This window comes from Flavivirga amylovorans, from assembly GCF_030540875.1.
Classification (GTDB): domain Bacteria; phylum Bacteroidota; class Bacteroidia; order Flavobacteriales; family Flavobacteriaceae; genus Flavivirga; species Flavivirga amylovorans.
Map to the genome: position 1 here is coordinate 300,041 of NZ_JAUOEM010000001.1, position 24,337 is coordinate 324,377.

Annotated in this window: 35 protein-coding genes; 33 read left to right on the forward strand and 2 right to left on the reverse strand. The window is 34.0% G+C overall.

Annotation, left to right across the window (positions count from 1 at the left end; genetic code table 11):
• Window positions 1–6: 6 nt before the first annotated feature.
• Together Q4Q39_RS01145 and Q4Q39_RS01150 are read right to left on the reverse strand one after the other, a co-directional pair.
• The gene (locus Q4Q39_RS01145) at window positions 7–3,240 is read right to left on the reverse strand and encodes a SusC/RagA family TonB-linked outer membrane protein (RefSeq protein WP_303280540.1); all 3,234 of its coding nucleotides are present in this window, start codon (window positions 3,238–3,240) and stop codon (window positions 7–9) included.
• Window positions 3,241–3,565: 325 nt separating this feature from the next.
• Window positions 3,566–5,260, reverse strand: coding sequence for a POTRA domain-containing protein (locus tag Q4Q39_RS01150; protein WP_303280541.1), 1,695 nt, complete (start codon window positions 5,258–5,260; stop codon window positions 3,566–3,568).
• 306 nt (window positions 5,261–5,566) lie between these two features.
• Here Q4Q39_RS01150 and rpsL point away from each other — a divergent pair, with 306 nt between their 5' ends.
• The 33 genes from rpsL to carA all read left to right on the forward strand — a co-directional run bounded on the left by rpsL (window position 5,567) and on the right by carA (window position 24,197).
• Window positions 5,567–5,941 carry a 30S ribosomal protein S12 gene (gene rpsL, locus Q4Q39_RS01155; protein WP_102756994.1) on the forward strand — a complete coding sequence of 125 codons (375 nt, stop codon included), beginning with the start codon at window positions 5,567–5,569 and terminating at the stop codon, window positions 5,939–5,941.
• 22 nt (window positions 5,942–5,963) lie between these two features.
• Window positions 5,964–6,440, forward strand: a complete 477-nt coding sequence (gene rpsG / locus Q4Q39_RS01160) for a 30S ribosomal protein S7 (RefSeq protein WP_135877589.1) — start codon at window positions 5,964–5,966, stop codon at window positions 6,438–6,440.
• Between the two features lie 6 nt (window positions 6,441–6,446).
• Entirely contained in the window at window positions 6,447–8,573 is a 2,127-nt protein-coding gene (gene fusA / locus Q4Q39_RS01165; protein ID WP_303280542.1) for an elongation factor G, read from the forward strand.
• An 11-nt stretch (window positions 8,574–8,584) separates the two neighbouring features.
• Window positions 8,585–8,890, forward strand: coding sequence for a 30S ribosomal protein S10 (gene rpsJ / locus Q4Q39_RS01170; RefSeq protein WP_007650482.1), 306 nt, complete (start codon window positions 8,585–8,587; stop codon window positions 8,888–8,890).
• A 218-nt stretch (window positions 8,891–9,108) separates the two neighbouring features.
• Complete coding sequence (gene rplC, locus Q4Q39_RS01175) at window positions 9,109–9,726, forward strand: 50S ribosomal protein L3 (protein WP_303280543.1); 618 nt, start codon at window positions 9,109–9,111, stop codon at window positions 9,724–9,726.
• Window positions 9,726–10,355 carry a 50S ribosomal protein L4 gene (gene rplD / locus Q4Q39_RS01180; protein WP_303280544.1) on the forward strand — a complete coding sequence of 210 codons (630 nt, stop codon included), beginning with the start codon at window positions 9,726–9,728 and terminating at the stop codon, window positions 10,353–10,355. The genes rplC and rplD overlap by 1 nt, the downstream gene beginning before the upstream one ends.
• Window positions 10,356–10,362: 7 nt before the next feature.
• Window positions 10,363–10,653 carry a 50S ribosomal protein L23 gene (gene rplW, locus Q4Q39_RS01185; RefSeq protein WP_135877593.1) on the forward strand — a complete coding sequence of 97 codons (291 nt, stop codon included), beginning with the start codon at window positions 10,363–10,365 and terminating at the stop codon, window positions 10,651–10,653.
• Between the two features lie 10 nt (window positions 10,654–10,663).
• Window positions 10,664–11,491, forward strand: a complete 828-nt coding sequence (gene rplB / locus Q4Q39_RS01190) for a 50S ribosomal protein L2 (protein ID WP_303280545.1) — start codon at window positions 10,664–10,666, stop codon at window positions 11,489–11,491.
• 3 nt (window positions 11,492–11,494) lie between these two features.
• On the forward strand, window positions 11,495–11,773 hold the full coding sequence (gene rpsS / locus Q4Q39_RS01195) for a 30S ribosomal protein S19 (protein ID WP_042499126.1): 279 nt from the start codon (window positions 11,495–11,497) through the stop codon (window positions 11,771–11,773).
• A 6-nt stretch (window positions 11,774–11,779) separates the two neighbouring features.
• Window positions 11,780–12,187, forward strand: a complete 408-nt coding sequence (gene rplV / locus Q4Q39_RS01200) for a 50S ribosomal protein L22 (protein ID WP_303280546.1) — start codon at window positions 11,780–11,782, stop codon at window positions 12,185–12,187.
• A 7-nt stretch (window positions 12,188–12,194) separates the two neighbouring features.
• On the forward strand, window positions 12,195–12,920 hold the full coding sequence (gene rpsC / locus Q4Q39_RS01205; protein ID WP_068602672.1) for a 30S ribosomal protein S3: 726 nt from the start codon (window positions 12,195–12,197) through the stop codon (window positions 12,918–12,920).
• A gap of 22 nt (window positions 12,921–12,942) precedes the next feature.
• Complete coding sequence (rplP, locus tag Q4Q39_RS01210) at window positions 12,943–13,362, forward strand: 50S ribosomal protein L16 (protein ID WP_303280547.1); 420 nt, start codon at window positions 12,943–12,945, stop codon at window positions 13,360–13,362.
• A 13-nt stretch (window positions 13,363–13,375) separates the two neighbouring features.
• The gene (rpmC, locus tag Q4Q39_RS01215; protein WP_274184815.1) at window positions 13,376–13,567 is read left to right on the forward strand and encodes a 50S ribosomal protein L29; all 192 of its coding nucleotides are present in this window, start codon (window positions 13,376–13,378) and stop codon (window positions 13,565–13,567) included.
• 12 nt (window positions 13,568–13,579) lie between these two features.
• Window positions 13,580–13,837, forward strand: coding sequence for a 30S ribosomal protein S17 (rpsQ, locus tag Q4Q39_RS01220; protein WP_072399584.1), 258 nt, complete (start codon window positions 13,580–13,582; stop codon window positions 13,835–13,837).
• Window positions 13,838–13,839: 2 nt separating this feature from the next.
• Window positions 13,840–14,208, forward strand: a complete 369-nt coding sequence (gene rplN, locus Q4Q39_RS01225) for a 50S ribosomal protein L14 (RefSeq protein ID WP_019386277.1) — start codon at window positions 13,840–13,842, stop codon at window positions 14,206–14,208.
• Window positions 14,209–14,222: 14 nt separating this feature from the next.
• Window positions 14,223–14,534 (forward strand): 50S ribosomal protein L24, encoded by a 312-nt coding sequence (gene rplX / locus Q4Q39_RS01230; RefSeq protein WP_135877599.1) that lies wholly within the window; start codon window positions 14,223–14,225, stop codon window positions 14,532–14,534.
• A gap of 2 nt (window positions 14,535–14,536) precedes the next feature.
• The gene (gene rplE, locus Q4Q39_RS01235) at window positions 14,537–15,088 is read left to right on the forward strand and encodes a 50S ribosomal protein L5 (RefSeq protein WP_135877600.1); all 552 of its coding nucleotides are present in this window, start codon (window positions 14,537–14,539) and stop codon (window positions 15,086–15,088) included.
• A 3-nt stretch (window positions 15,089–15,091) separates the two neighbouring features.
• Window positions 15,092–15,361 (forward strand): 30S ribosomal protein S14, encoded by a 270-nt coding sequence (gene rpsN, locus Q4Q39_RS01240; RefSeq protein WP_135877601.1) that lies wholly within the window; start codon window positions 15,092–15,094, stop codon window positions 15,359–15,361.
• Window positions 15,362–15,434: 73 nt separating this feature from the next.
• Window positions 15,435–15,833 (forward strand): 30S ribosomal protein S8, encoded by a 399-nt coding sequence (gene rpsH / locus Q4Q39_RS01245; protein ID WP_303280548.1) that lies wholly within the window; start codon window positions 15,435–15,437, stop codon window positions 15,831–15,833.
• A gap of 18 nt (window positions 15,834–15,851) precedes the next feature.
• Complete coding sequence (rplF, locus tag Q4Q39_RS01250) at window positions 15,852–16,394, forward strand: 50S ribosomal protein L6 (protein ID WP_303280549.1); 543 nt, start codon at window positions 15,852–15,854, stop codon at window positions 16,392–16,394.
• 10 nt (window positions 16,395–16,404) lie between these two features.
• Window positions 16,405–16,761 (forward strand): 50S ribosomal protein L18, encoded by a 357-nt coding sequence (rplR, locus tag Q4Q39_RS01255; protein ID WP_303280550.1) that lies wholly within the window; start codon window positions 16,405–16,407, stop codon window positions 16,759–16,761.
• 6 nt (window positions 16,762–16,767) lie between these two features.
• Window positions 16,768–17,292, forward strand: coding sequence for a 30S ribosomal protein S5 (rpsE, locus tag Q4Q39_RS01260; protein ID WP_135877605.1), 525 nt, complete (start codon window positions 16,768–16,770; stop codon window positions 17,290–17,292).
• 11 nt (window positions 17,293–17,303) lie between these two features.
• Entirely contained in the window at window positions 17,304–17,486 is a 183-nt protein-coding gene (gene rpmD / locus Q4Q39_RS01265; protein ID WP_303280551.1) for a 50S ribosomal protein L30, read from the forward strand.
• 13 nt (window positions 17,487–17,499) lie between these two features.
• Window positions 17,500–17,952, forward strand: coding sequence for a 50S ribosomal protein L15 (gene rplO / locus Q4Q39_RS01270; protein ID WP_303280552.1), 453 nt, complete (start codon window positions 17,500–17,502; stop codon window positions 17,950–17,952).
• 15 nt (window positions 17,953–17,967) lie between these two features.
• The gene (gene secY / locus Q4Q39_RS01275; RefSeq protein ID WP_303280553.1) at window positions 17,968–19,320 is read left to right on the forward strand and encodes a preprotein translocase subunit SecY; all 1,353 of its coding nucleotides are present in this window, start codon (window positions 17,968–17,970) and stop codon (window positions 19,318–19,320) included.
• 12 nt (window positions 19,321–19,332) lie between these two features.
• Entirely contained in the window at window positions 19,333–19,548 is a 216-nt protein-coding gene (gene infA / locus Q4Q39_RS01280; RefSeq protein WP_007094967.1) for a translation initiation factor IF-1, read from the forward strand.
• 4 nt (window positions 19,549–19,552) lie between these two features.
• Complete coding sequence (gene ykgO / locus Q4Q39_RS01285) at window positions 19,553–19,669, forward strand: type B 50S ribosomal protein L36 (RefSeq protein ID WP_010181906.1); 117 nt, start codon at window positions 19,553–19,555, stop codon at window positions 19,667–19,669.
• A 2-nt stretch (window positions 19,670–19,671) separates the two neighbouring features.
• The gene (gene rpsM, locus Q4Q39_RS01290; RefSeq protein ID WP_303280554.1) at window positions 19,672–20,046 is read left to right on the forward strand and encodes a 30S ribosomal protein S13; all 375 of its coding nucleotides are present in this window, start codon (window positions 19,672–19,674) and stop codon (window positions 20,044–20,046) included.
• A gap of 99 nt (window positions 20,047–20,145) precedes the next feature.
• The gene (gene rpsK / locus Q4Q39_RS01295) at window positions 20,146–20,529 is read left to right on the forward strand and encodes a 30S ribosomal protein S11 (protein ID WP_135877609.1); all 384 of its coding nucleotides are present in this window, start codon (window positions 20,146–20,148) and stop codon (window positions 20,527–20,529) included.
• A gap of 251 nt (window positions 20,530–20,780) precedes the next feature.
• Window positions 20,781–21,386, forward strand: coding sequence for a 30S ribosomal protein S4 (gene rpsD / locus Q4Q39_RS01300; protein ID WP_303280555.1), 606 nt, complete (start codon window positions 20,781–20,783; stop codon window positions 21,384–21,386).
• A gap of 95 nt (window positions 21,387–21,481) precedes the next feature.
• Entirely contained in the window at window positions 21,482–22,474 is a 993-nt protein-coding gene (locus Q4Q39_RS01305) for a DNA-directed RNA polymerase subunit alpha (RefSeq protein WP_135877611.1), read from the forward strand.
• Window positions 22,475–22,534: 60 nt separating this feature from the next.
• Window positions 22,535–23,008: a 50S ribosomal protein L17 gene (rplQ, locus tag Q4Q39_RS01310; RefSeq protein ID WP_303280556.1), complete on the forward strand. Its 474-nt coding sequence runs from the start codon at window positions 22,535–22,537 to the stop codon at window positions 23,006–23,008.
• Between the two features lie 85 nt (window positions 23,009–23,093).
• Window positions 23,094–24,197, forward strand: coding sequence for a glutamine-hydrolyzing carbamoyl-phosphate synthase small subunit (carA, locus tag Q4Q39_RS01315; protein ID WP_303280557.1), 1,104 nt, complete (start codon window positions 23,094–23,096; stop codon window positions 24,195–24,197).
• The last annotated feature ends 140 nt before the right edge of the window (window positions 24,198–24,337 follow it).

The window sequence follows — 24,337 nt, forward strand, 5'->3', positions numbered from 1 at the left end:
TAATTATTAGAATGACATTTTTAATGCAACTCCGTACGTTCTTTGGGCAGGGTTTCCTCCAAATTCACCAAATTCAGTTTCTATATCATTACCTCCAAAAGAAGTCACTTCCGGATCTACATAAGGATTTTCGTCAGGAGTCCATAGCATTAAGTTTCTACCATAAAAGCTCAAAGATAAAGAGCTTAATCCTGATTTTCCAATAATACTTTCAGGGAAGTTATAAGATAAAGATAAATCACGTAACCTTATAAATGTTTTATCTATTACATGATTTTCAGCTTCTGTACTTGGGTTATTACTTGCACTATAAAAACCAGTAACAGCATCAAAAGTTATAGGTGTTGTGTTTTCTGGATATGTAGGAGCTGTTACAACAGAACCGTCAGGATTGTAAACACCATCATCAATAACTGAGTTAGGAACAATAAATGTGTTTCTATCGTTATATGTAGTTGCAATAGAATTACCAGTAAATCCTAAAAGTCTAGATGTATAAGAGTACATTTCACCACCTTCTTTCCAATCAAATCCAAATGATAATCTGAAATTTTTGTATCTGATAGTATTTTGAAGCCCCATTACAAAATCTCTTTGTGAATTACCAATGGTTTGTTCTTCTGTAGATTGTAATGGAATCCCAGTATTAGGGTCTACAATAATCTGACCAGCTGCATTGGTTTGTGGAACACGTGCTTGGAAAACGCCTAAAGGCTGCCCTTCAATAGCATAGTAATTCACACCAAAAGCACTATTTACTAATAATTTATCTAATCCATCTGGAAGATCCGTAACCTCATTTTCGTTTTTTGTAAACGTATAGTTAATATTCCAACTAAAGTCATCCGTTCTAATTGGTACAAATCCAAGAGCTACTTCAATACCTTTATTTTCAATATCTAAAAAGTTACCAAATATTTCTCTATACCCCGTAGAGTTAGGAAGTTGTTGTTGTATAATAGCACCATCAGTTGATTTGCTATAGTAAGCAAGATCTGCTGTAACTCTATTATTAAAAAATCGACCTTCAAGACCTATTTCATATTCATCAGTAAATTCAGGCTCAATTCCTATATTACCTAGAGTTCTACCAATTTCAAACGAGTTTAAGCCAGCAAAAGGGAAATCAATAGATCCAAAATAAGCACCTGCAACACCCTGTGTCGCAGAACTTTCTGTTAAATATAAAGCAGCTCCATTAGCAAGAGATGCATAACCACCACGTGCTTTTAAGAAATGTTCCCCATTATCTAAAACAATCGCACTTAAATTAGCCGAAGGGTAGAAAAAAGAGTTATTGCCTATCGCTAAAGTAGACGTCCATTCGTTTCTTGCTGTTAAGTTTAAATAAATACGCTCTTTATATGATAATGTCGCTGCACCAAAAACTGAATAATTTCTAGATAAATTATCGTTTTGACGAGTTACAGGAAGCACTGCTGAGTTAGAAATTTCATAAAAATTAGGGATATCTAAATTGGTTACTCTAACTTGTAAAAAACTTGAAGCACTATTATTAATAGATCCCCCAAGAGACGCTTCTAATCCGAAGTCTTCACTTAAAGCAGTATTGTAATCAAATGTCATAAAAGATTCATAACGTCTAGTTTCGTTTGTTCTTTCAGTTACACCACCAACAACAGTACTTGCTCCCAATAATGCATTTGGAGAACCAGGAGTGTAGTTAATTACGGCTCCATGGCTATGACGTTTACCATTATTTACATCAGCACCAATTTGAATCGTACCAACTAAATTAGGTGTTATATCGTAAGAGAAATTAACATTTCCGTAAAAACGCTCACGATTTATAACCGTTGCATTTTCGTTAAGAAGCCACCATGGGTTTCTTGAATATGGCGTATAGAAATTATCGTTGTTATTAAAAGGATTATTAGTATAATCTCTTAAATCTAGCACACTGACACCTCTAGGGATTTGAATTAACTCTTGCATAAAAGTTTCTCCTTCACCTGCGCCATCACCCTGTCCTGTATTTACAGCATTTTGTCTTGTTTGGGCATAATTACCATTAACACGAAGTCTAAATTTTTCACCAGAAATACCAGTATTTAAACTGATAGTATTTCTTTTTAAAGCATCCGCATCAGTAGGGATGATACCATCTGTGTCTACTCTTGTGAATATAATAGAGAAGTCCGTTTTTTCTCCACCACCACTTAGACGAACTGAGTTTGTGAATGTATTACCAATGTCATAGAAGTCTTTGATGTTATCTTCTAGGTTTTCATATATTTTAAATTGCTGAGTATTATCAACTACTTGACCCCAAAGACGAGGCTGTCCATTAAATATAGGTCCCCAAGAACCATTTTCATTAGTAGCACCTGTCCCTCCAGCTGGAAGACCGGAATAATCTACACCATTCCAACCCTGACCGAATTTTTGCTGTAAATGAGGGATTCTGGCAACTTCTAAAAAGTCAACAGAACTATTCACTTCTACTTTTACTTTTTGTCCAGCTTGTCCTTTTTTAGTTGTAATAATGATAGCACCACCTTGTGCTCTAGAACCATATAGGGCTGTTGCAGCACCCCCTTTAAGGACATTTATACTTGCAATAGCATTAGCATCTAAGTCATTAATGTTGGTACCACCATCAAAAGATCTATTAACATCAGTATCTAATCCAGTAACACTACCAGTATTTGAAGCTGAAGATATTGGTGTACCATCAATTACATATAAAGGACCGTTACCACTCAAAGAACTGAAACCCCTTAGAATTATTTTTGTAGAGGCACCAGGTTGATTTGGAGCTGTTATATCTGCACCAGCTATTTTACCAGATAAACTTTCAAATGGGTTAAGTGTTGCTACCTCTGTTAACTGTTCTCCAGAAACAGAAGTTGCAGCATAACCAAGAGATCTTTTTTGTTTGGCCTTACCAAAAGCAGTTACAACAACCTCTTCTAGAGATTCTGCATCTTCTTGTAATGTTACATTAACTGTATTAGAACTGCCAACAGGAGCTTCCGTAGTCGTATATCCTACGAAGCTAAATACAAGGATGTCTCCCTGACTAGCTTTAATTGAATATTTTCCATCGAAATCTGAAGATGTACCAGAACTAGTACCTTTAACTAAGACAGTTGCTCCAGGCAACGGCAAACCAGAATCATCTGAAACTGTACCTGAAATTGTCTTTTCTTGTGCAAACGTAAGCTGCACGACAAACGCTAGTAATAGCGTTAGAATTCCACTAAACTTTGTTTTCATTTTATAATTATTTGAATTAGTCAATGCCAAAAATCATAATAAAAAGTTAATAAAACAATAAATAATGGTTAAAATTTACCTTTTAACGAGAAATTTTAAGAAAAAAGTGAAAAAACATAAGCTTATTTCCTTCTTTTTTAAAAGTAAAAGAGACTACTTTTCTAATTCAAATAAATTGTTCTTATAAATGAATTTATTATGATTTAAAATAATTTTAGACGAGTTTCTTTTTGTAGCGGAATAAATATCTTTAGTTGTTGAACATCAGCATTGGTTTGCCGCTATTGCCTGAAACCACCAACATATTAAGAAACCACAATAATAGTTAGAAATTTGCTATTAAACTTATATGTATTTTAGAATTGGAAAGCTTAAATTTTTGATTTTCACTTTTACCATTCGCGTAGTTAAACCGAAATAGTCCAGCTTGAGTAAGAATACCAAAACCAAATCCGTAACCGAAAAGTTTTTCTTTGGTATTTAAAATGTCATTTTCAAAATAAGCAGCATCTATAATAGAATGTACATAAATGGAATTGTTAAGTTGATATCTGTATTCTGTGTTAATTAAACCGAATAAAGAAGAAAATAAACTATTCTCTTCAAACCCTCTGATAGAATTTATGCCGCCAAACCTGAGTAACTCATTTTCGAAATACGTGTTAGAATTTAAAGAAGCACCGTTTAGTCTTAAAAACACACTGTTCTTTCTATTTAAATAAAAGATCTTAAAAGCATCAATAGCAAGATGAGTCTGCTTTTCTTGTGTATTTAATGCTTTTCTTTCTCCAAAATTTGTTTCTAGGTATAGTTTAGAGTTTAAAGGAAAAAGCAAATTGTATGCTTGTGCTTTAGTAAACTCGTAGGCTAAGGTGTAATATTGAGTTTTGTAATCTGAAATAGTTAAAGATGTATTTTCTGTTAGCAAATTATTTGACTCTGTAGAAAGAAGCCCTGCGTAAATTTTATGCTTCGAATTTATTTGATAATGTAGTTTTAATGCTTGGTTTACGGTTGTAAAAGATGAATCCTTTTTAAAAATTCGTAAACCAAAATCCAATCCAATAGGAGATTTAAATAAATAAGGAAGTGTTAAATCAGCTTGAAATGTTTTTTGATCATTTTCATCACTTTTGTATAGTAGTTTAAATGATTCGCCAAAGTTTAAATTGTTGGTTAAGTTTAAATTAAGGAAACCGTCGAATTCTAATTGGTTGGTTTCTTCATTGGTTCCAAATCCTAAAAAACCATCAAAAGAATTACTTTTTGCTTTTTCAAGATATAAATACAAAGTTGTTGAGTCTTTAGAGAATAAAACTTCAGGAGGTTTTATCTCGTTGGCAAACTTTAAATTGTTTAGCTGACTCGTCTTACTTTTAATTTTGCTTAAGTTAAAAACTTGAGACGGTTTTATTTTCAAATAGTGTTTTAGGTAAGAACGTGGAAATTTTTCATAGCCCTTAATTACGATATCACTAATAACTCTTTTTCTTATTTCTGATTCAATTATCAAATTTGCTGATAAATTAGATGTGTCCTTAACTTTAATATTAGACAGACGTAGTTTTGAAAAAGGTAATCCCTCATTTGAAATTTTAGAATTAATAAAATTTAAAGTGTTTTCGATTTTGCTAAATTCTAATTCAAAATAGTCATCAAAAATGTTTTTCGAAATGGATTCTAAAAGGGAACGCTTAATTTTAGTTTTATCGTAATATATATGTATGGTATTGAATTTCTTTTTTAAATGGATTTTAGTTTCGAATGATGAATCATTTATTTTAATAATTTCTTTTAACTTATTTTCAATGTATCCTATTTTAAAAAGTCTTTTTTGAATAGAGTCTAGCTCATGTTTAATAGAATTGTAATTTGCATGAGTTTTTGTGTAGCTTAAAGAATCTATTATGTTTGTCTCATGTTTGGTATTGCCATCAATTTTAAAGTGTAAATTTTGGCAAAACAGAACTGAAGAGAAAAGTATATATATAATAAGGAGTAAAAAAGAAGTTTTTTTCACTGTATAGCTAGCTGTTTATTGTGTAAATCTAACGGAAAACCTAGACTTATAATATAGTAGATAAGATATTTTTTAATTCTATTAAAAACGTTTTATGTTTTTTATGAAAAAAAGGATGAATAATTAAGCTTGTTTTAAGAATAAGATGAGGCAAGTAATTAATGAAATAGAGCGGTTAAGTATCCTATGAAAATTAAAAATTCATTACGATATGAAAATTAATGATTTAGGGTTTGAATTATTGATTTTAATTTCTACCTTTGCAGCCCTCTTAAAAGAGGATTTTAAAATTTATATATAATATATATGCCAACAATTTCACAATTAGTAAGAACAGGAAGAGCCAAAATAACCAAGAAGAGTAAATCGGCTGCTTTAGATTCTTGTCCGCAAAGACGTGGTGTGTGTACTCGTGTTTACACGACAACTCCTAAAAAACCAAACTCAGCAATGCGTAAGGTAGCAAGGGTTCGTTTAACAAACGGTAACGAGGTTAATGCATACATTGGTGGAGAAGGACATAATCTACAAGAGCACTCGATAGTATTGGTTAGAGGTGGAAGGGTAAAAGATTTACCAGGAGTTAGATATCACATCGTTCGTGGTGCTTTAGACACCGCAGGTGTTTCAGGTAGAACACAACGTAGATCTAAGTATGGTGCAAAACGCCCTAAGAAGTAATTTAAAACTTTAAGAAGAAGACATGAGAAAAAGAGCAGCAAAAAAGAGACCGCTTTTACCGGATCCACGTTTTAACGATCAGTTAGTAACTCGTTTCGTTAATATGATGATGTGGGATGGAAAGAAGTCTGTCGCTTTTAAAGTATTCTACGATGCTATTGATATTGTAGATTCGAAAAAAACTGACGAAGAAAAAACAGCTTTAGAAACTTGGAAAGATGCTTTATCAAATGTGATGCCTCACGTAGAAGTACGTAGTCGTCGTGTTGGTGGTGCAACATTCCAAATTCCAATGCAGATTCGTCCAGATCGTAAAGTTTCTACAGCAATGAAATGGCTAATTAGCTATGCTCGTAAAAGAAACGAAAAATCTATGGCTAATCGTTTAGCTTCAGAAATTTTAGCAGCAGCTAAGGAAGAAGGAGCAGCCGTTAAGAAAAGAGTCGATACTCACAAAATGGCAGAAGCAAACAAAGCATTCTCTCACTTTAGATTTTAATACGACATGGCAAGAGATTTAAAATTCACTAGAAATATAGGTATTGCTGCTCACATTGATGCAGGAAAAACTACTACTACAGAGCGTATTCTTTATTATACAGGGGTGTCTCATAAAATTGGAGAAGTACATGATGGTGCTGCTACAATGGACTGGATGGAGCAAGAGCAAGAAAGAGGTATTACAATTACTTCTGCAGCTACAACTTGTGAGTGGGAATTTCCAATTGAAAACGGAAAGCCAACTCCAGATACTAAAGGGTATCACTTTAATATAATTGACACACCGGGTCACGTAGATTTTACAGTTGAGGTAAATCGTTCATTACGTGTGCTTGATGGTTTAGTATTCTTATTTAGTGCAGTTGATGGTGTTGAGCCACAATCTGAAACTAACTGGAGACTAGCAGATAACTATAAAGTGCCTAGAATTGGTTTCGTTAATAAAATGGACCGTCAGGGATCTAACTTTTTAGGTGTTTGTCAACAAGTAAAAGATATGTTGAAATCTAATGCGGTGCCAATCGTTTTAAACATTGGTGACGAAATAGATTTTAAAGGTATTATAGATTTAGTTAAAAACAGAGCTATTGTTTGGCATGATGAAACTCAAGGGGCAACTTTTGATGTTGTTGAGATTCCAGATGAATTGAAAGAAGAAGCTCGTAAATATCGTGCACTACTTATTGAAGAAGTTGCTGGTTATGACGAGAATCTTTTAGAGAAATTCATGGAAGATGAAGATTCTATTACAGAAGAAGAAGTGCATGCTGCACTTAGAGCTGCTGTGATGGATATGGCAATCATTCCAATGATTTGTGGTTCTGCATTTAAAAATAAAGGTGTTCAGTTTTTATTAGATGCTGTATGTCGTTATTTACCTTCTCCAACAGATAAAGAAGGTATTATAGGTACAGATCCAAGTTCTGGAGAAGAAATTCTACGTAAGCCTGATGTAAAGGAGCCATTTGCAGCTTTAGCATTTAAAATTGCTACCGATCCTTTTGTGGGACGTTTAGCATTCTTTAGAGCGTATTCGGGTCGTTTAGATGCTGGTTCTTACGTGTTAAATAACCGGTCAGGCAAAAAAGAACGTATTTCTCGTATCTATCAAATGCATGCTAACAAGCAAAATGCGATTGATTTTATAGAAGCTGGAGATATTGGAGCTGCTGTTGGATTTAAATCTATTAAAACAGGAGATACACTTTCATCAGAAAAGCATCCTATTGTTTTAGAATCTATGGACTTCCCTGATCCAGTAATTGGTATTGCGGTTGAGCCTAAGACTAAAGCAGACGTTGATAAACTAGGTATGGGCTTAGCTAAGCTAGCTGAAGAAGATCCTACATTTACTGTACGTTCAGATGAAGCTTCAGGACAGACTATTATTTCTGGAATGGGTGAGCTTCACTTAGATGTCATCGTTGATCGTTTAAAACGAGAATTCAAAGTTGAGGTTAATCAAGGTCAACCACAAGTTGAATACAAAGAAGCTATTACACAAGCGGCTGATCATAGAGAAGTTTATAAGAAACAATCTGGTGGTCGTGGTAAATTTGCCGATATCGTATTTACGGTTGAGCCAGCTGAAGAAGGTAAAACTGGTCTTGAATTTATTTCAACAATTAAAGGTGGTAACGTTCCTAAAGAATTTATCCCTTCAATTGAAAAAGGATTTAAAATGGCAATGGTTAACGGACCTTTAGCAGGATATGAAATTGATGCTATGAAAGTAACATTGAAAGATGGATCTTACCATGATGTGGATTCTGATCAATTATCTTTCGAATTAGCTGCAAAGATTGGATTTAAAAATGCTGCAAAAGCTGCAAAAGCAGTTGTTATGGAGCCTATAATGAAACTTGAGGTAATTACTCCTGAAGAAAATATGGGTGATATTGTAGGCGATTTAAATAGAAGAAGAGGACAAGTAAGTGATATGGGTGATAGAGCTGGTGCAAAAACTGTAAAAGCAACTGTACCATTATCTGAAATGTTTGGATATGTTACAACATTAAGAACATTGTCTTCAGGCCGTGCAACATCAACAATGGAATTTTCACACTACGCTGAAACTCCTTCAAATATATCTGAAGAAGTTATCAAAGCAGCTAAAGGAGAACAATCTTAAAAGTTAAGAAAATGAGTCAAAAAATTAGAATAAAATTAAAGTCTTACGATCATAACTTAGTAGACAAGTCTGCTGATAAGATTGTAAAAACAGTAAAAAGTACTGGTGCTGTTGTAACTGGACCAATTCCTTTACCAACACACAAGAAAATTTTCACTGTATTACGTTCTCCACACGTAAACAAGAAATCAAGAGAACAATTTCAATTAAGCTCTTATAAGAGATTATTAGATATTTACTCTTCGTCATCAAAAACAATTGATGCGTTAATGAAACTTGAATTACCAAGTGGTGTTGAGGTGGAAATTAAGGTTTAATTTCCATTCCCACGAAGGTGGGAATCTCATTAAAGGTTAAGAGATTAGAAGTATAAGATTTCCGTTTTCACGGAAATGAAAATGTCCCACCGATGCGGTCGCGGGAAAAACGGAAAAATACATTTCAGGGACGAAACGTATTTTGTCCCTGAATTTTTTTAAATAAGTAATGTTGAAAGCTGTTTCAACGAAATAACAATAATTAATAAATAATAAATATGTCTGGGTTAATTGGAAAAAAAATCGGTATGACCAGCATCTTTGATGACAACGGAAAGAATGTTCCTTGTACAGTTATCGAAGCTGGACCATGTATCGTTACCCAAGTCAGAACCGAAGAAGTTGATGGCTATGAAGCTATCCAACTTGGTTTCGATGACGCGACAGAAAAAAGCGCTACTAAAGCTGACTTAGGTCATGCTAAAAAAGCGGGTACTTCTGTAAAACGCAAAGTTGTTGAATTCAAAGGTTTTGATGAGGAGTACAAATTAGGAGATGCAATCACTGTTGAACATTTCGCTGAAGGTGAATTTGTTGATGTGGCAGGAACATCTAAAGGTAAAGGATTTCAAGGTGTTGTAAAACGTCATGGTTTTGGTGGTGTAGGTCAAGCGACTCACGGTCAACATAACCGTTTAAGAGCGCCAGGATCAATTGGAGCTGCATCTTACCCTGCAAGAGTTTTTAAAGGCATGAAAATGGCCGGAAGAATGGGTGGTGACACAATAAAAGTTCAAAATTTAAGAGTTTTAAAAGTAGTTGCTGAAAAGAATCTACTAGTTGTGAAAGGGTGTGTACCTGGACACAAAAACGCTTATGTAATTATTAGAAAATAATGAAAGTAGCAGTTTTAGATATAAACGGAAAAGACACAGGAAGAAAGGCAGACCTTTCTAAAGATGTGTTCGCTATTGAGCCTAATAATCACGCTGTATATTTGGATGTTAAACAATATTTAGCAAACCAACGTCAAGGAACTCACAAATCTAAAGAAAGAGGTGAGATTACTGGAAGTACACGTAAGATTAAAAAGCAAAAAGGAACTGGTACAGCAAGAGCAGGTAGTATTAAGTCTGGTATATTTAAAGGAGGAGGTCGTATGTTCGGTCCAAGACCAAGAAATTATAACTTCAAACTTAATAAAAACGTTAAGCGTTTAGCGCGTAAATCTGCATTAAGTATCAAAGCAGGAGAAAAGTCAATTACAGTTTTAGAAGACTTTAATTTTGATGCTCCAAAAACGAAAAACTTTACAGCGGTTTTAAAAGCGTTAGAACTTGAAAACAAAAAATCTCTGTTTGTGTTGGGTGGGTCAAATAATAACGTATATTTGTCATCGCGCAATTTAAAAGGTTCAGAGGTTATAACTTCCTCGGAATTAAGTACTTACAAGATTTTAAATGCAAATCAAGTCGTGCTTTTAGAAGGTGCCTTAGAAGGAATTGAAACAAACTTAAGTAAATAAGAAACAGATGAGTATCTTAATTAAACCTATAATCACAGAAAAAGCGACTGCAGATAGCGAGTTAAGAAATTGCTATACTTTCGCGGTGAAGACAAAGGCGAACAAGGTAGAAATTAAAAAAGCGGTGGAAGCTGCTTATGGTGTTTCTGTTGAAAAAGTTCGTACTATAAATGTCCGTCCAGATAGAAGAACCCGTTTTACAAAAACAGGTATTCAACATGGTAAAACAAATGCTGTTAAAAAAGCAATTGTACAACTGGCGGAAGGTGAAATGATTGATTTATACAGTAACATGTAATTAGACAACAATGTCAGTAAGAAAATTAAAACCAATCACACCAGGACAGCGATTTAGAGTAGTAAATGGATTTGACGCCATAACTACTGATAAGCCGGAAAAGAGTTTACTCGTTCCGAATAAAAGGTCTGGTGGTAGAAACAGTCAAGGAAAAATGACCATGCGCTATATAGGTGGAGGTCATAAGAAAAAGTATCGTATTATCGATTTTAAACGTGACAAAGCTGGAATTCCAGCAGAAGTTAAGTCTATCGAATATGATCCAAACAGAACCGCTTTTATCGCATTATTGAATTATCAAGATGGAGAAAAGAGATATATTATTGCTCAAAATGGATTACAAGTTGGGCAAAATGTGGTTTCTGGTTTAGAAGAAGTTGCTCCGGAAATCGGAAATGCAATGCCATTAAGTGAAATTCCATTAGGAACTATTATTTCTTGTGTAGAGTTACGTCCAGGACAAGGAGCTGTTATGGCTCGTAGTGCTGGTGCTTTTGCACAGTTAATGGCAAGAGATGGTAAATTTGCTACTATTAAATTACCTTCAGGTGAAACAAGGTTAATTCTTGTTAACTGTATGGCTACTATAGGTGTTGTTTCTAATTCTGATCATCAATTATTAGTTGGTGGTAAAGCAGGTAGAACAAGATGGTTAGGAAGAAGACCACGTACTAGACCGGTAGTTATGAATCCAGTCGATCACCCAATGGGTGGTGGTGAAGGTAAATCTTCAGGAGGACACCCTCGTTCAAGAAACGGTATTCCAGCTAAAGGATATAGAACACGTTCTAAGACTAAAGCAAGTAATAAATATATTGTAGAACGTAGAAAGAAATAAGACATGGCAAGATCATTAAAAAAAGGACCTTACGTTCATTATAAATTAGAGAAGAAAGTAGCTGTTAATGTTGAATCTAACAAGAAAACAGTAATCAAAACTTGGTCAAGAGCTAGTATGATTACTCCAGATTTTGTTGGACAAACAATCGCAGTACACAATGGCCGTCAATTTGTACCTGTTTATGTAACAGAAAACATGGTAGGTCATAAGTTAGGAGAATTTTCACCAACACGTTCATTCCGTGGACACGCTGGTGCTAAAAATAAAGGTAAAAAGTAGTAAGCTATGGGAAGTCGTAAAAAACAAATGGCAGACGCTATTAAGGAAGCAAAAAAGCACGTTGCTTTTGCTAAACTTAATAACTGTCCTACATCACCGAGAAAAATGCGTTTAGTAGCCGATTTAGTAAGAGGTGAAAAGGTAGAACATGCACTTAATATCTTAAAATTCAACCAAAAAGAAGCTTCTGGTCGTTTAGAGAAATTGTTGTTGTCTGCAATTGCAAACTGGCAATCTAAAAATGAAGAAGCTAATATAGAAGAGGCTGGATTGGTAGTAAAGGAGATTAAAGTTGATAGCGGATCTATGTTAAAAAGATTACGTCCAGCACCACAAGGACGTGCGCACAGAATTAGAAAACGTTCAAACCACGTAACAATCGTAGTTGGAGCAAACAATAATACACAAAGCTAAGATAGATATGGGACAAAAAACAAATCCAATCGGGAATCGCTTAGGAATTATCAGAGGATGGGAATCTAACTGGTACGGAGGTAATGATTATGGAGATAAGCTTGCCGAAGACGATAAAATTAGAAAATACGTTCATGCACGTTTATCTAAAGCTAGTGTAAGTAGAGTAATTATTGAAAGAACTTTAAAACTTGTAACCGTTACTATCACTACTGCAAGACCAGGTATTATTATCGGGAAAGGTGGACAAGAGGTAGACAAGTTAAAAGAAGAGCTTAAAAAAATTACTGGAAAAGAAGTTCAGATTAACATCTTTGAAATTAAAAGACCTGAACTTGATGCATTTTTAGTAGGATCTAGTATTGCTCGTCAGATTGAAAATAGAATTTCATACAGACGTGCAATAAAAATGGCTATCGCTGCTACTATGCGTATGAATGCAGAAGGGATTAAAATCCAAATTAGTGGTCGTTTAAATGGTGCTGAAATGGCACGTTCTGAACACTACAAAGAAGGACGTATTCCTTTATCTACCTTCAGAGCTGATATTGATTATGCTTTAGTTGAGGCGCACACTACTTATGGTAGATTGGGTGTTAAAGTATGGATCATGAAAGGTGAAGTATATGGTAAAAGAGAACTTTCTCCGCTAGTTGGTTTGTCCAAAAAGCAAGGAAAAGGTGGAGCAGGAGGACGTGGCGGAAATAAATCTAACCCTCGTCGTAGAAAGTAATTTTTTATAAAGTAAAGAAAAAATGTTACAGCCTAAAAGAACAAAATTTCGTAAGCAACAAAAAGGACGTATGAAAGGTCTCTCTGGAAGAGGGCACCAACTTTCTTACGGTACTTTTGGAATAAAAGCATTAGACGCAACTTTTATAACGTCACGTCAAATTGAAGCAGCTCGTATTGCCGCTACACGTTACATGAAAAGAGAAGGACAACTTTGGATTAAAATATTTCCAGACAAGCCTATCACAAAAAAGCCTCTTGAAGTACGTATGGGTAAAGGTAAAGGTGCCGTTGAATATTGGGTAGCCGTTTGTAGACCAGGTCGTGTTTTATTTGAAATTGGAGGTGTGCCGTTAGATGTTGCTAAAGAAGCATTACGTTTAGCAGCGCAAAAGCTACCAGTAAAAACTAAGTTTTTAATTGCTCGCGATTACGAAGCATAATTTATTTGATATTATGAAACAATCAGAAATTAAAGAATTATCTACAGCTGAGTTACAAGAGAAACTTGGTGAGACTAAAAAAAGTTATTCAGACCTAAAAATGGCTCATGCAATATCTCCTTTAGAAAATCCAATTCAGTTACGTAGTATTAGACGTACAGTAGCTAGAATTGCGACAGAATTAACTAAAAGAGAATTACAATAATTCTGCTGAAAGATGGAAACAAGAAATTTAAGAAAAGAACGTATAGGAGTTGTTACTAGTAACAAAATGCAAAAATCAATAGTTGTTGCAGAAGTTAAAAAAGTAAAGCACCCTATGTATGGTAAGTTCGTGTTAAAAACAAAAAAATATGTTGCACACGACGAAACAAACGATTGTAATATTGGAGATACTGTAAAGATCATGGAAACAAGACCTTTAAGTAAATCTAAATGTTGGAGATTAGTTGAAATCATAGAAAGAGCTAAATAATTATGGTACAGCAAGAATCAAGATTAAAGGTAGCAGATAACACTGGAGCAAAAGAAGTATTAACAATACGTGTTCTAGGTGGTACTAAGAGAAGATACGCTTCTGTAGGAGACAAAATAGTTGTTTCTGTTAAAGATGCAACACCTAATGGAAACATTAAAAAAGGTGCTGTTTCAACTGCAGTTGTTGTTCGTACTAAAAAGGAAGTAAGAAGACCTGATGGATCTTATATTAGATTCGACGATAATGCTTGTGTTTTATTAAACCCAACGGGTGAAATGAGAGGAACACGTGTATTTGGTCCTGTTGCTAGAGAACTTCGTGATAAACAATTCATGAAAATTGTATCATTAGCACCAGAGGTGCTTTAATACATCAATTTAAGATGACAAAGCTTAAAATAAAAACTGGAGATACTGTAAAAGTAATTGCTGGAGATCATAAAGGATCTGAAGGTAAAGTACAAAAGGTATTAATAGACAAGAACAAAGCGATTGTTGAGGGTGTTAACATGGTTAAGAAACATACTAAACCAAGTGCACAAAGTCCTCAAGGAGGAATCGTAGAAAAAGAGGCTCCTATTCATATTTCAAACTTATCATTGTTAACTTCAAACGGAGAAACAACTAGAGTAGGTTATAGAGTAGAAGGCGATAAGAAAGTAAGATTTTCAACAAAATCTAATGAAGTAATATAGTTATGGCATATTCACCTAGACTTAAAGAAGAGTATAAAAGCAGAGTAATTGCAGCTCTTACCGAAGAATTTGGATATAAGAATGTTATGCAAGTTCCAGTACTTAAAAAGATCGTAATATCTAAAGGAGTTGGAGCAGCAGTAGCAGACAAAAAGTTAATCGACTATGCAGTAGAAGAATTAACTACTATATCTGGACAAAAAGCTATATCAACATTATCTAAAAAGGATGTTGCATCATTCAAATTACGTAAAGGGATGCCAATTGGCGCTAAAGTTACTTTACGTGGAGAAAGAATGTATGAATTCTTAGACCGTTTAGTTACTTCTGCGTTACCGCGTGTAAGAGACTTTAATGGTATAAAAGCAACTGGATTTGATGGTAGAGGTAACTACAATTTAGGAGTTACTGAGCAAATAATATTCCCAGAAATTAACATTGATAAGGTTAATAAAATTTCTGGAATGGATATTACATTTGTAACATCTGCTGATACAGATAAAGAAGCAAAATCATTATTAACAGAACTAGGGTTACCTTTTAAAAAGAACTAAGTTATGGCTAAAGAATCAATGAAAGCCCGTGAGGTTAAAAGAGCAAAAACAGTAGCTAAATATGCAGAGAAACGTAAAGCTTTAAAAGAAGCTGGAGATTATGAAGCATTACAGAAGTTACCTAAAAACGCTTCTCCTATTCGTATGCACAACAGATGCAAATTAACAGGAAGACCTAAGGGGTATATGAGAAACTTTGGAATTTCTCGTGTAACATTTAGAGAAATGGCTAACCAAGGATTAATACCTGGTGTTAGAAAAGCAAGTTGGTAAAAAAAGAATTATAAATTGGTTTTAGGTTCAAAAGAAGGGTTCTTTTGAAAACCACTACCGCAAATTAATAAATATGTATACAGATCCAATATCGGATTATCTTACGAGAGTTAGAAATGCAATACGAGCTAACCATAGAGTGGTTGAGATTCCTGCATCTAACTTAAAAAAGGACATCACTAAAATATTATTCGAACAAGGATATATTTTAAGCTACAAGTTTGATGATTCTTCAGTACAAGGGACTATTAAAATAGCACTTAAGTACAACAAAGAAACTAAAGAACCTGTAATTAAGAAACTTCAAAGAATTAGTAAACCAGGTTTACGTAAGTATGCTGGTTCTAAAGAATTACCTAGAATCCTTAATGGTCTTGGTATTGCCATCGTTTCAACTTCTCATGGAGTAATGACTGGTAAACAAGCCAAAAGAGATAATGTAGGTGGCGAAGTGTTATGTTACGTTTACTAATCTAAAAGGGAGAAAGAAATGTCAAGAATAGGAAATAACCCAGTTGCAATTCCAGAAGGAGTTACAGTAGAAGTAAAGGATAACGTAGTTACAGTAAAAGGGAAATTGGGAGAGTTAACCCAAGAGTTCGATACTGTAGAGATTAAAGTTGAAGATGGAAACGTTTTAGTAACACGTTCTTCTGACTCTAAAGAACAAAAAGCTAAACACGGTTTATATAGATCATTAATGAATAACATGGTCGAAGGTGTATCTAAAGGATGGACTAAAGAATTGGAATTGGTTGGTGTAGGTTACAGAGCATCTAATCAAGGTCAAAAATTAGATTTAGCTTTAGGTTTTTCTCATAATATTGTTTTAAACATTGCTCCAGAAGTAAAAGTTGAAACAGTTTCAGAAAAAGGAAAGAATCCATTAGTAAAGTTAACATCATTCGATAAACAACTTGTTGGTCAAGTAGCTGCAAAAATCCGCGGATTTAGAAAACCTGAACCTTACAAAGGAAAAGGAATTAAGTTTGTTGGTGAAGAAATAAGAAGAAAAGCAGGTAAATCAGCTTAATAAAATAGTTATGGCATTAACAAAGAATCAAAGAAGACAAAGGATTAAAAACAGAATTCGTAAGATCGTTTCTGGTACAGAAGCTAGACCGAGATTAACTGTTTTTAGAAGTAATAAAGAAATTTATGCTCAAATTGTGGATGACGTAAATGGTACAACTATCAGTGCTGCATCTTCAAGAGATAAAGATATTAGTTCTGCAAAAGGTAATAAATCAGAAATCGCTACTCTAGTAGGAAAGGCAGTTGCTGAGAAAGCTTTAAAAGCAGGTGTAGAAGCAATCGCTTTTGATAGAGGTGGTTATTTATATCATGGTAGAGTAAAATCATTAGCTGAAGGAGCTAGAGAAGCAGGACTTAAATTCTAGAATATTATGTTTCAAAAATATAAAAGTGCAGAGTTAGTAAAACCAGGTGGATTAGATCTTAAAGATCGTTTAGTTGGTGTACAAAGAGTTACAAAAGTAACTAAAGGTGGTAGAGCATTTGGTTTTTCAGCAATTGTTGTAGTTGGTGATGAAGCTGGTGTTGTAGGACAAGGTTTAGGAAAATCTAAAGATGTTGCTAGTGCTATTGCAAAAGCAGTTGAAGATGCTAAGAAAAATCTAGTAAGAATTCCTATTATAAAAGGGACTTTACCACATGAACAAAAAGGGAAATATGGTGGAGCAAGAGTAAACATCATACCTGCAGCTCCTGGTACAGGAGTTATTGCTGGTGGTGCTGTTAGAACTGTTCTTGAGGCTGTTGGTGTACATGATGTATTATCAAAATCTCAAGGATCTTCTAATCCTCATAATGTAGTAAAAGCAACGTTTGATGCTTTATTACAATTAAGAGATGCTAATGCAATCGCTAGAGATAGAGGTATTTCACTTGAACAAGTTTTTAACGCTTAATAACATCAGAGATGGCAAAGATTAAAGTAAAAAAAGTTAAAAGCGCAATCAATCGTACGCAAAGACAAAAAAGAACTTTAGAAGCTCTTGGTCTTAAAAAGATTGGTCAAGTAAAAGAGCACGAAGCTACACCTAATATCTTAGGTATGGTTGCTAAAGTTTCACATTTAGTTTCTGTAGAGGAAGCAAAATAATATAAAACTGAAAATGGATTTAAGTAATTTAAAACCTGCAGAAGGTTCAGTAAAAAATCAAGGGAAAAGAATAGGTAGAGGACAAGGTTCTGGAAAAGGTGGTACTGCTACGCGTGGTCACAAAGGAGCTAAATCTCGTTCTGGGTATTCTAAAAAACTAGGATTTGAAGGTGGGCAAATGCCACTTCAAAGACGTGTTCCTAAATTTGGTTTTACAAACATTAACCGTGTTGAATATCAAGGTATCAATTTAGATACGTTGCAACAATTAGTTGATGATAAAAAAATTAAGGATACAGTAGACTTTGAAATTTTATTCTCTAACCGTTTAGCCGGAAAAAATGATCTAGTTAAGATTTTGGGTAGAGGAGAGTTAAAAGCAAAATTAAAAGTATCTGCACATAAATTTACAGCTTCCGCAAAAGCAGCTATTGAAGCAGCTGGAGGAGAAGCAATAACATTATAAGACCATATTAAGAGTATGAAGTTTATAGAATCGCTTAAAAATGTTTGGAAAATTGAGGAGCTAAGAAACAGGATCATAGTGACACTAGGACTGTTATTAGTATATCGTTTTGGTACTCAGGTGACGTTGCCAGGTGTTGATGCTGCACAATTAGCTGCATTAGGAGACAGTACTAGTACAGGGTTATTAGGACTACTTAGCCAGTTTACTGGAGGAGCTTTTTCTAGAGCATCTGTATTTGCTTTGGGTATTATGCCTTACATTTCTGCTTCTATTGTTGTACAATTAATGGGTATCGCTATTCCTTATTTGCAAAAACTGCAAAAAGAAGGAGCTAGTGGGCAAAAGAAAGTTAATCAAATTACACGTTGGTTAACGATTGCTATTTGCTTATTGCAAGCACCAGGTTATTTAGCAAGTTTACCAAGTTTAGGAGTTCCACAAAGTGCCTTTTTATTAGGTACTGGACCTTTATTCTATTTCTCATCTGTAAGTATTTTAGTCACTGGTTGTATTTTTGCTATGTGGTTAGGTGAAAAAATTACAGACAAAGGAATTGGTAATGGAATCTCATTATTAATCATGGTTGGTATTATTGCAACATTGCCTCAGTCATTTATTCAAAATGCCGCTACTAGATTAGAAGGTAACAACGTGATGCTTATTCTTTTTGAATTAGTTATTTGGTTTGTTATTATTTTAGTTACAATCATGCTTGTTATGGCTGTTAGAAAAATAGCTGTACAATACGCAAGAAGAACTGCTTCTGGTGGTTATGAGAAAAGTGCTATGGCAGGTTCAAGACAATACATTCCATTAAAGCTAAATGCTTCTGGAGTAATGCCTATTATATTTGCGCAAGCTATTATGTTTGTGCCTGGTATGATTGGTGGTACAGATTTATTAAAAGATTCATCTGTAGGAGCCTGGTTAGTTACTAATCTTGGTCCAGCAAGTATGTTTGGTTTTTGGTATAATGTTGTTTTCGCTTTATTAATAATCGTATTTACATATTTCTATACAGCGATCACTGTACCAACAAATAAAATGGCAGACGATTTAAAACGTAGTGGTGGTTTTATTCCTGGTATTCGTCCAGGTTCTGAAACTTCAGAATATCTGGATAAAATTATGTCTCAAATAACCTTACCGGGATCTATATTTTTAGCACTTATAGCTGTGTTCCCAGCGTTTATTGTTAAGCTTATGGATGTACAACAAGGTTGGGCATTATTTTTTGGAGGAACCTCATTATTAATCATGGTTGGAGTTGCAATTGACACTATGCAACAAGTAAATTCATACTTGTTAAATAGACATTATGATGGCTTGATGAAAACTGGTAAAAATAGAAAAGCTAGCGCTTAATATATATCTACTATGGCAAAACAGGCAGCAATAGAACAAGACGGAACAATTATAGAAGCATTATCAAATGCTATGTTTCGTGTTGAATTAGAAAATGGTCACATTGTGACAGCACATATTTCTGGTAAAATGCGTATGCATTATATTAAATTATTACCAGGAGATAAAGTGAAATTAGAAATGAGTCCTTACGATTTAACAAAGGCTCGAATAACTTATAGATACTAATACGATGAAAGTAAGAGCATCACTTAAAAAGAGAAGTGCGGATTGTAAAATCGTACGAAGAAAAGGCAGACTTTACGTTATAAACAAAAAGAATCCTAGATTTAAACAAAGACAAGGGTAATTATGGCAAGAATTGCAGGTGTAGACATACCAAAAAACAAAAGAGGAGTAATCTCTTTAACTTATATCTATGGAATAGGTAGAAGTAGAGCAAAAGAAATTTTAGCAGCCGCTAAGGTTGACGAAAGTACTAAAGTTCAAGACTGGAGCGATGACCAAATTAGTGGTATTCGTGAAGCTGTTGGAACTTATACAATCGAAGGTGAATTACGTTCTGAAACACAATTGAACATTAAGCGATTAATGGATATTGGATGTTACAGAGGTATTCGTCATAGATCTGGTCTTCCATTAAGAGGGCAACGTACTAAGAACAACTCCAGAACTAGAAAAGGTAGAAGAAAAACAGTTGCTAACAAAAAGAAAGCAACTAAATAATTAAAAGTCATTAGTATTTAGTCGTTAGATGGAATCTGTTTGAAATGTAAAAGTTTAGGATTCTAATACTAACAACTAACAACTAGAAACTAAAAAAATATGGCAAAAACAAGCACTAAAAAACGTAAAGTTATTGTAGACTCTGTTGGAGAAGCACATGTTACGGCTTCTTTCAATAACATTATTATTTCGCTTACCAATAAAAAAGGAGACGTTATTTCATGGTCTTCTGCTGGTAAGATGGGATTTAGAGGTTCTAAGAAAAACACACCTTATGCTGCTCAATTAGCTGCTGAAGATGCTGCTGCTGTAGCACAGGAAGCTGGTTTGAAGAAAGTAAAGGTTTATGTTAAGGGACCTGGAAATGGTAGAGAATCTGCTATTCGTTCTATCCACAATGCAGGGATTGAAGTAACAGAAATTATAGATGTTACTCCATTACCACATAATGGATGTCGCCCACCAAAACGTAGAAGAGTTTAACGAATTACGATCTTACGTTTACAATTCTTTGTATCATTTTAAATCAAAAATTGTAAACCTGCCCTGAGCGAAGTAGAAGGGTTAAAAATCGTCAATAAAATTAATATTATCTGATTATCAGATGGTGTTAGTTTTTTGCATAAATTTGCAAACTGAAAAAATAATAACAAGTATCAACGAGAGACCAAAAAGATTATCGAAGGATAAGATTAAGACCTTAATTCATAATCACTCTCACAAACAAATTTAAAATGGCAAGATATACTGGTCCTAAAACTAAAATCGCTCGTAAATTTGGCGAAGCAATATTTGGAGATGATAAATCTTTTGAAAAGAGAAATTATCCTCCAGGTCAACACGGAAACAACAGAAGACGTGGGAAAAAATCTGAATACGCAATCCAGTTAATGGAGAAACAAAAAGCTAAATATACTTATGGTATTTTAGAGCGTCAATTCAGAGGTTTATTTAAAAAAGCAAGAGCTGCACAAGGTATTACTGGTGAGGTTTTATTACAATTATGTGAATCTAGATTAGATAATGTAGTATACAGAATGGGAATTTCTCCTTCTAGAAGTGGTGCAAGACAATTAGTATCTCACAGGCATATTACTGTAAATGGGGAATTAGTAAATATTCCTTCTTACCAATTAAAAGCTGGAGATGTTGTTGCAGTAAGAGAAAAATCAAAATCGCTTGAGGCAATTGATAGATCTTTATCAAACTCAAGTCACGTTTACGAATGGATTACTTGGAATGATGATACAAAACAAGGAACTTATGTTTCTGTTCCTGCTAGAATTCAAATTCCAGAAAACATTAACGAACAATTCATCGTCGAATTATATTCTAAATAATAAATTAATCATATTGGTATTTAGCCAAAGGATTTATTAGTCTTCTTCAAACTTTTAGATCGCGCAACTAAATAACAATTAAAACGAAGAAAAGTATGGCAGTATTTAATTTTCAAAAACCAGATAAAGTAATCATGATTGATTCTACTGATTTCGAAGGTAAATTCGAATTCAGACCACTAGAACCTGGTTACGGATTAACAGTAGGTAACGCACTAAGAAGAGTTTTGCTTTCTTCATTAGAAGGATTTGCAATTACATCGGTTAGAATTGAAGGTGTAGATCATGAGTTTTCTGCAATTGCTGGAGTCGTTGAAGATGTTACAGAAATCATCCTAAACTTAAAACAAGCTAGATTTAAAAGACAGATTGATGATATTGATAATGAATCTATTTCAATTTCAATTTCTGGTCAAGATAGAATAACAGCTGGAGATTTTCAAAAATTTATTTCAGGATTCCAAGTATTAAATACAGAATTAGTTATCTGTAACTTAGATCCTAAAGTTAATTTTAACTTGGAAATTACTATTGAAAAAGGTAGAGGTTATGTTCCTGCAGAAGAAAATAAGAAAGCTGCTGCACCAATTGGAACTATCTTTACAGATTCAATTTATACACCAATTAAGAATGTTAAGTATAGTATTGAAAACTATCGTGTAGAACAAAAAACTGATTACGAAAAATTAGTTTTTGAAATTATTACTGATGGTTCTATTACACCACAAGATGCTTTAACAGAAGCTGCTAAAACATTGATTCACCACTTTATGTTATTCTCTGATGAGCGTATCACTTTGGAAGCGGATGAAATCGCACAAACTGAAACATATGATGAAGAATCATTACATATGAGACAGTTGCTTAAAACTAAGTTAATCGATATGGATTTATCTGTACGTGCACTTAACTGTTTAAAAGCTGCAGAAGTAGATACTTTAGGAGATTTAGTATCATTCAACAAAAACGATTTAATGAAATTCAGAAACTTCGGTAAGAAGTCTTTAACAGAGCTTGAAGAGCTTGTAAATGTAAAAGGATTAAATTTCGGAATGGATTTAAGCAAATATAAATTAGATAAAGACTAACACGTCATATTTTGCTCCTCGTAGAGAGTTGAAGCAAGATGATGGTTAATAATAAAAGTCATGAGACACGGAAAAAAAATAAATCATTTAGGTAGAAAAACTGCTCACAGAAAATCAATGTTGGCTAATATGGCTTGTTCTTTAATAGAGCACAAACGTATTAATACAACAGTTGCTAAAGCAAAAGCTTTAAAACAATTTGTTGAACCAATGATTACAAAGTCTAAAGAAGATACAACTCACAACAGACGTATTGTGATGGCTCGTCTTAGACAAAAAGATGCAGTTGCTGAATTATTTAGAGATGTTGCAGCAAAAGTTGCTGATCGTCCAGGAGGTTATACAAGAATTATAAAACTTGGTAATCGTTTAGGAGATAATGCGGATATGGCTATGATTGAACTTGTAGATTACAACGAAATTTACAATGCAGATAAGAAGGCTAAGAAAACAACAAGAAGAAGTAGAAGAGGTGGTTCTAAACCAGCTGCTGCTCCTGTTGTAGAAACGAAAGCAACTAACGAAGAAGAATAAATGTTAATAAGCATTTGAAATATTAAGGATAAACTATTTTAGTTTATCCTTTTTTTTATGCAATTTTGTAAAACTTTTCGAAAATATGAAATATCAAAAAAGACAAAAAGCCATCATTCTTCTAGCTGATGGTACTATTTTTCATGGTAAGGCAGTGGGGAACAAACAAGGTACTTCTTTTGGTGAAGTCTGTTTTAATACGGGTATGACAGGTTACCAAGAGATTTTCACAGACCCATCTTACTTTGGTCAATTAATGGTAACTACCAATGCACATATTGGTAATTACGGAACCAATGCAGATGAAGTAGAATCAGATTCGATTAAAATTGCTGGGTTAATTTGTAAAAACTTTAGTTATGTGTATTCTCGAGTTGATTCTGAAGGTTCTTTAGAAGAATTTTTGAATAAAAATAACTTGTTAGCGATTTCAGATGTAGATACTCGTGCTTTAGTAAGCTATATTAGAGATAATGGTGCCATGAATGCCGTTATTTCTACAGAGGTTGATAATGTTGAAGGTTTAAAGAAACAATTGGCTGAAGTTCCAAAGATGGAAGGTTTAGAATTGGCATCAAAAGTGTCAACAAAAGAACCTTATTATTTTGGAGATGAGAATGCAACTTATAAAGTAGCAGCTTTAGATATAGGTATAAAGAAAAACATCTTACGAAATATAGCAAGCAGAGATGCTTATATAAAAGTATTTCCATACAATTCTAAGTTTGAAGATTTAGAAGCTTTTAAACCAGATGGTTACTTTTTATCTAATGGACCAGGAGATCCTGAGCCATTAATTGAGGCACAGAATTTGGCAAAAGAAATTATAAAAAGAGATTTACCTTTATTTGGTATTTGTTTAGGACATCAAGTTATTGCTAGAGCCAATGGTGTCTCTACTTATAAAATGCACAATGGTCATAGAGGGATTAATCATCCGGTAAAGAATCTAGTGACAGGAAAAGGAGAGATTACTTCTCAAAATCACGGATTTGCTGTAAATAGAGAAGAATCTGAAGCGAATCCAGATTTACAAATAACTCATGTCCACTTAAATGACGATACAGTAGCAGGTTTGGCTATGAAAAGCAAAAATTGTTTTTCAGTACAGTACCACCCTGAAGCAAGTCCAGGACCACATGATTCGGCTTATCTCTTCGATCAATTCATTGAAAATATTAAAAAATAATCATTAAAATAAAGGTGTCTAAAATGTGTCATTCAGATGGAGGTACGACCGAAGAATCTCTAGAGATAAATATTTGTATTTAGAGATTTTTCGACGTAGCCTGTCTCGAGCGAAGTCGAAAGGCTCAAGATGACAGTTTC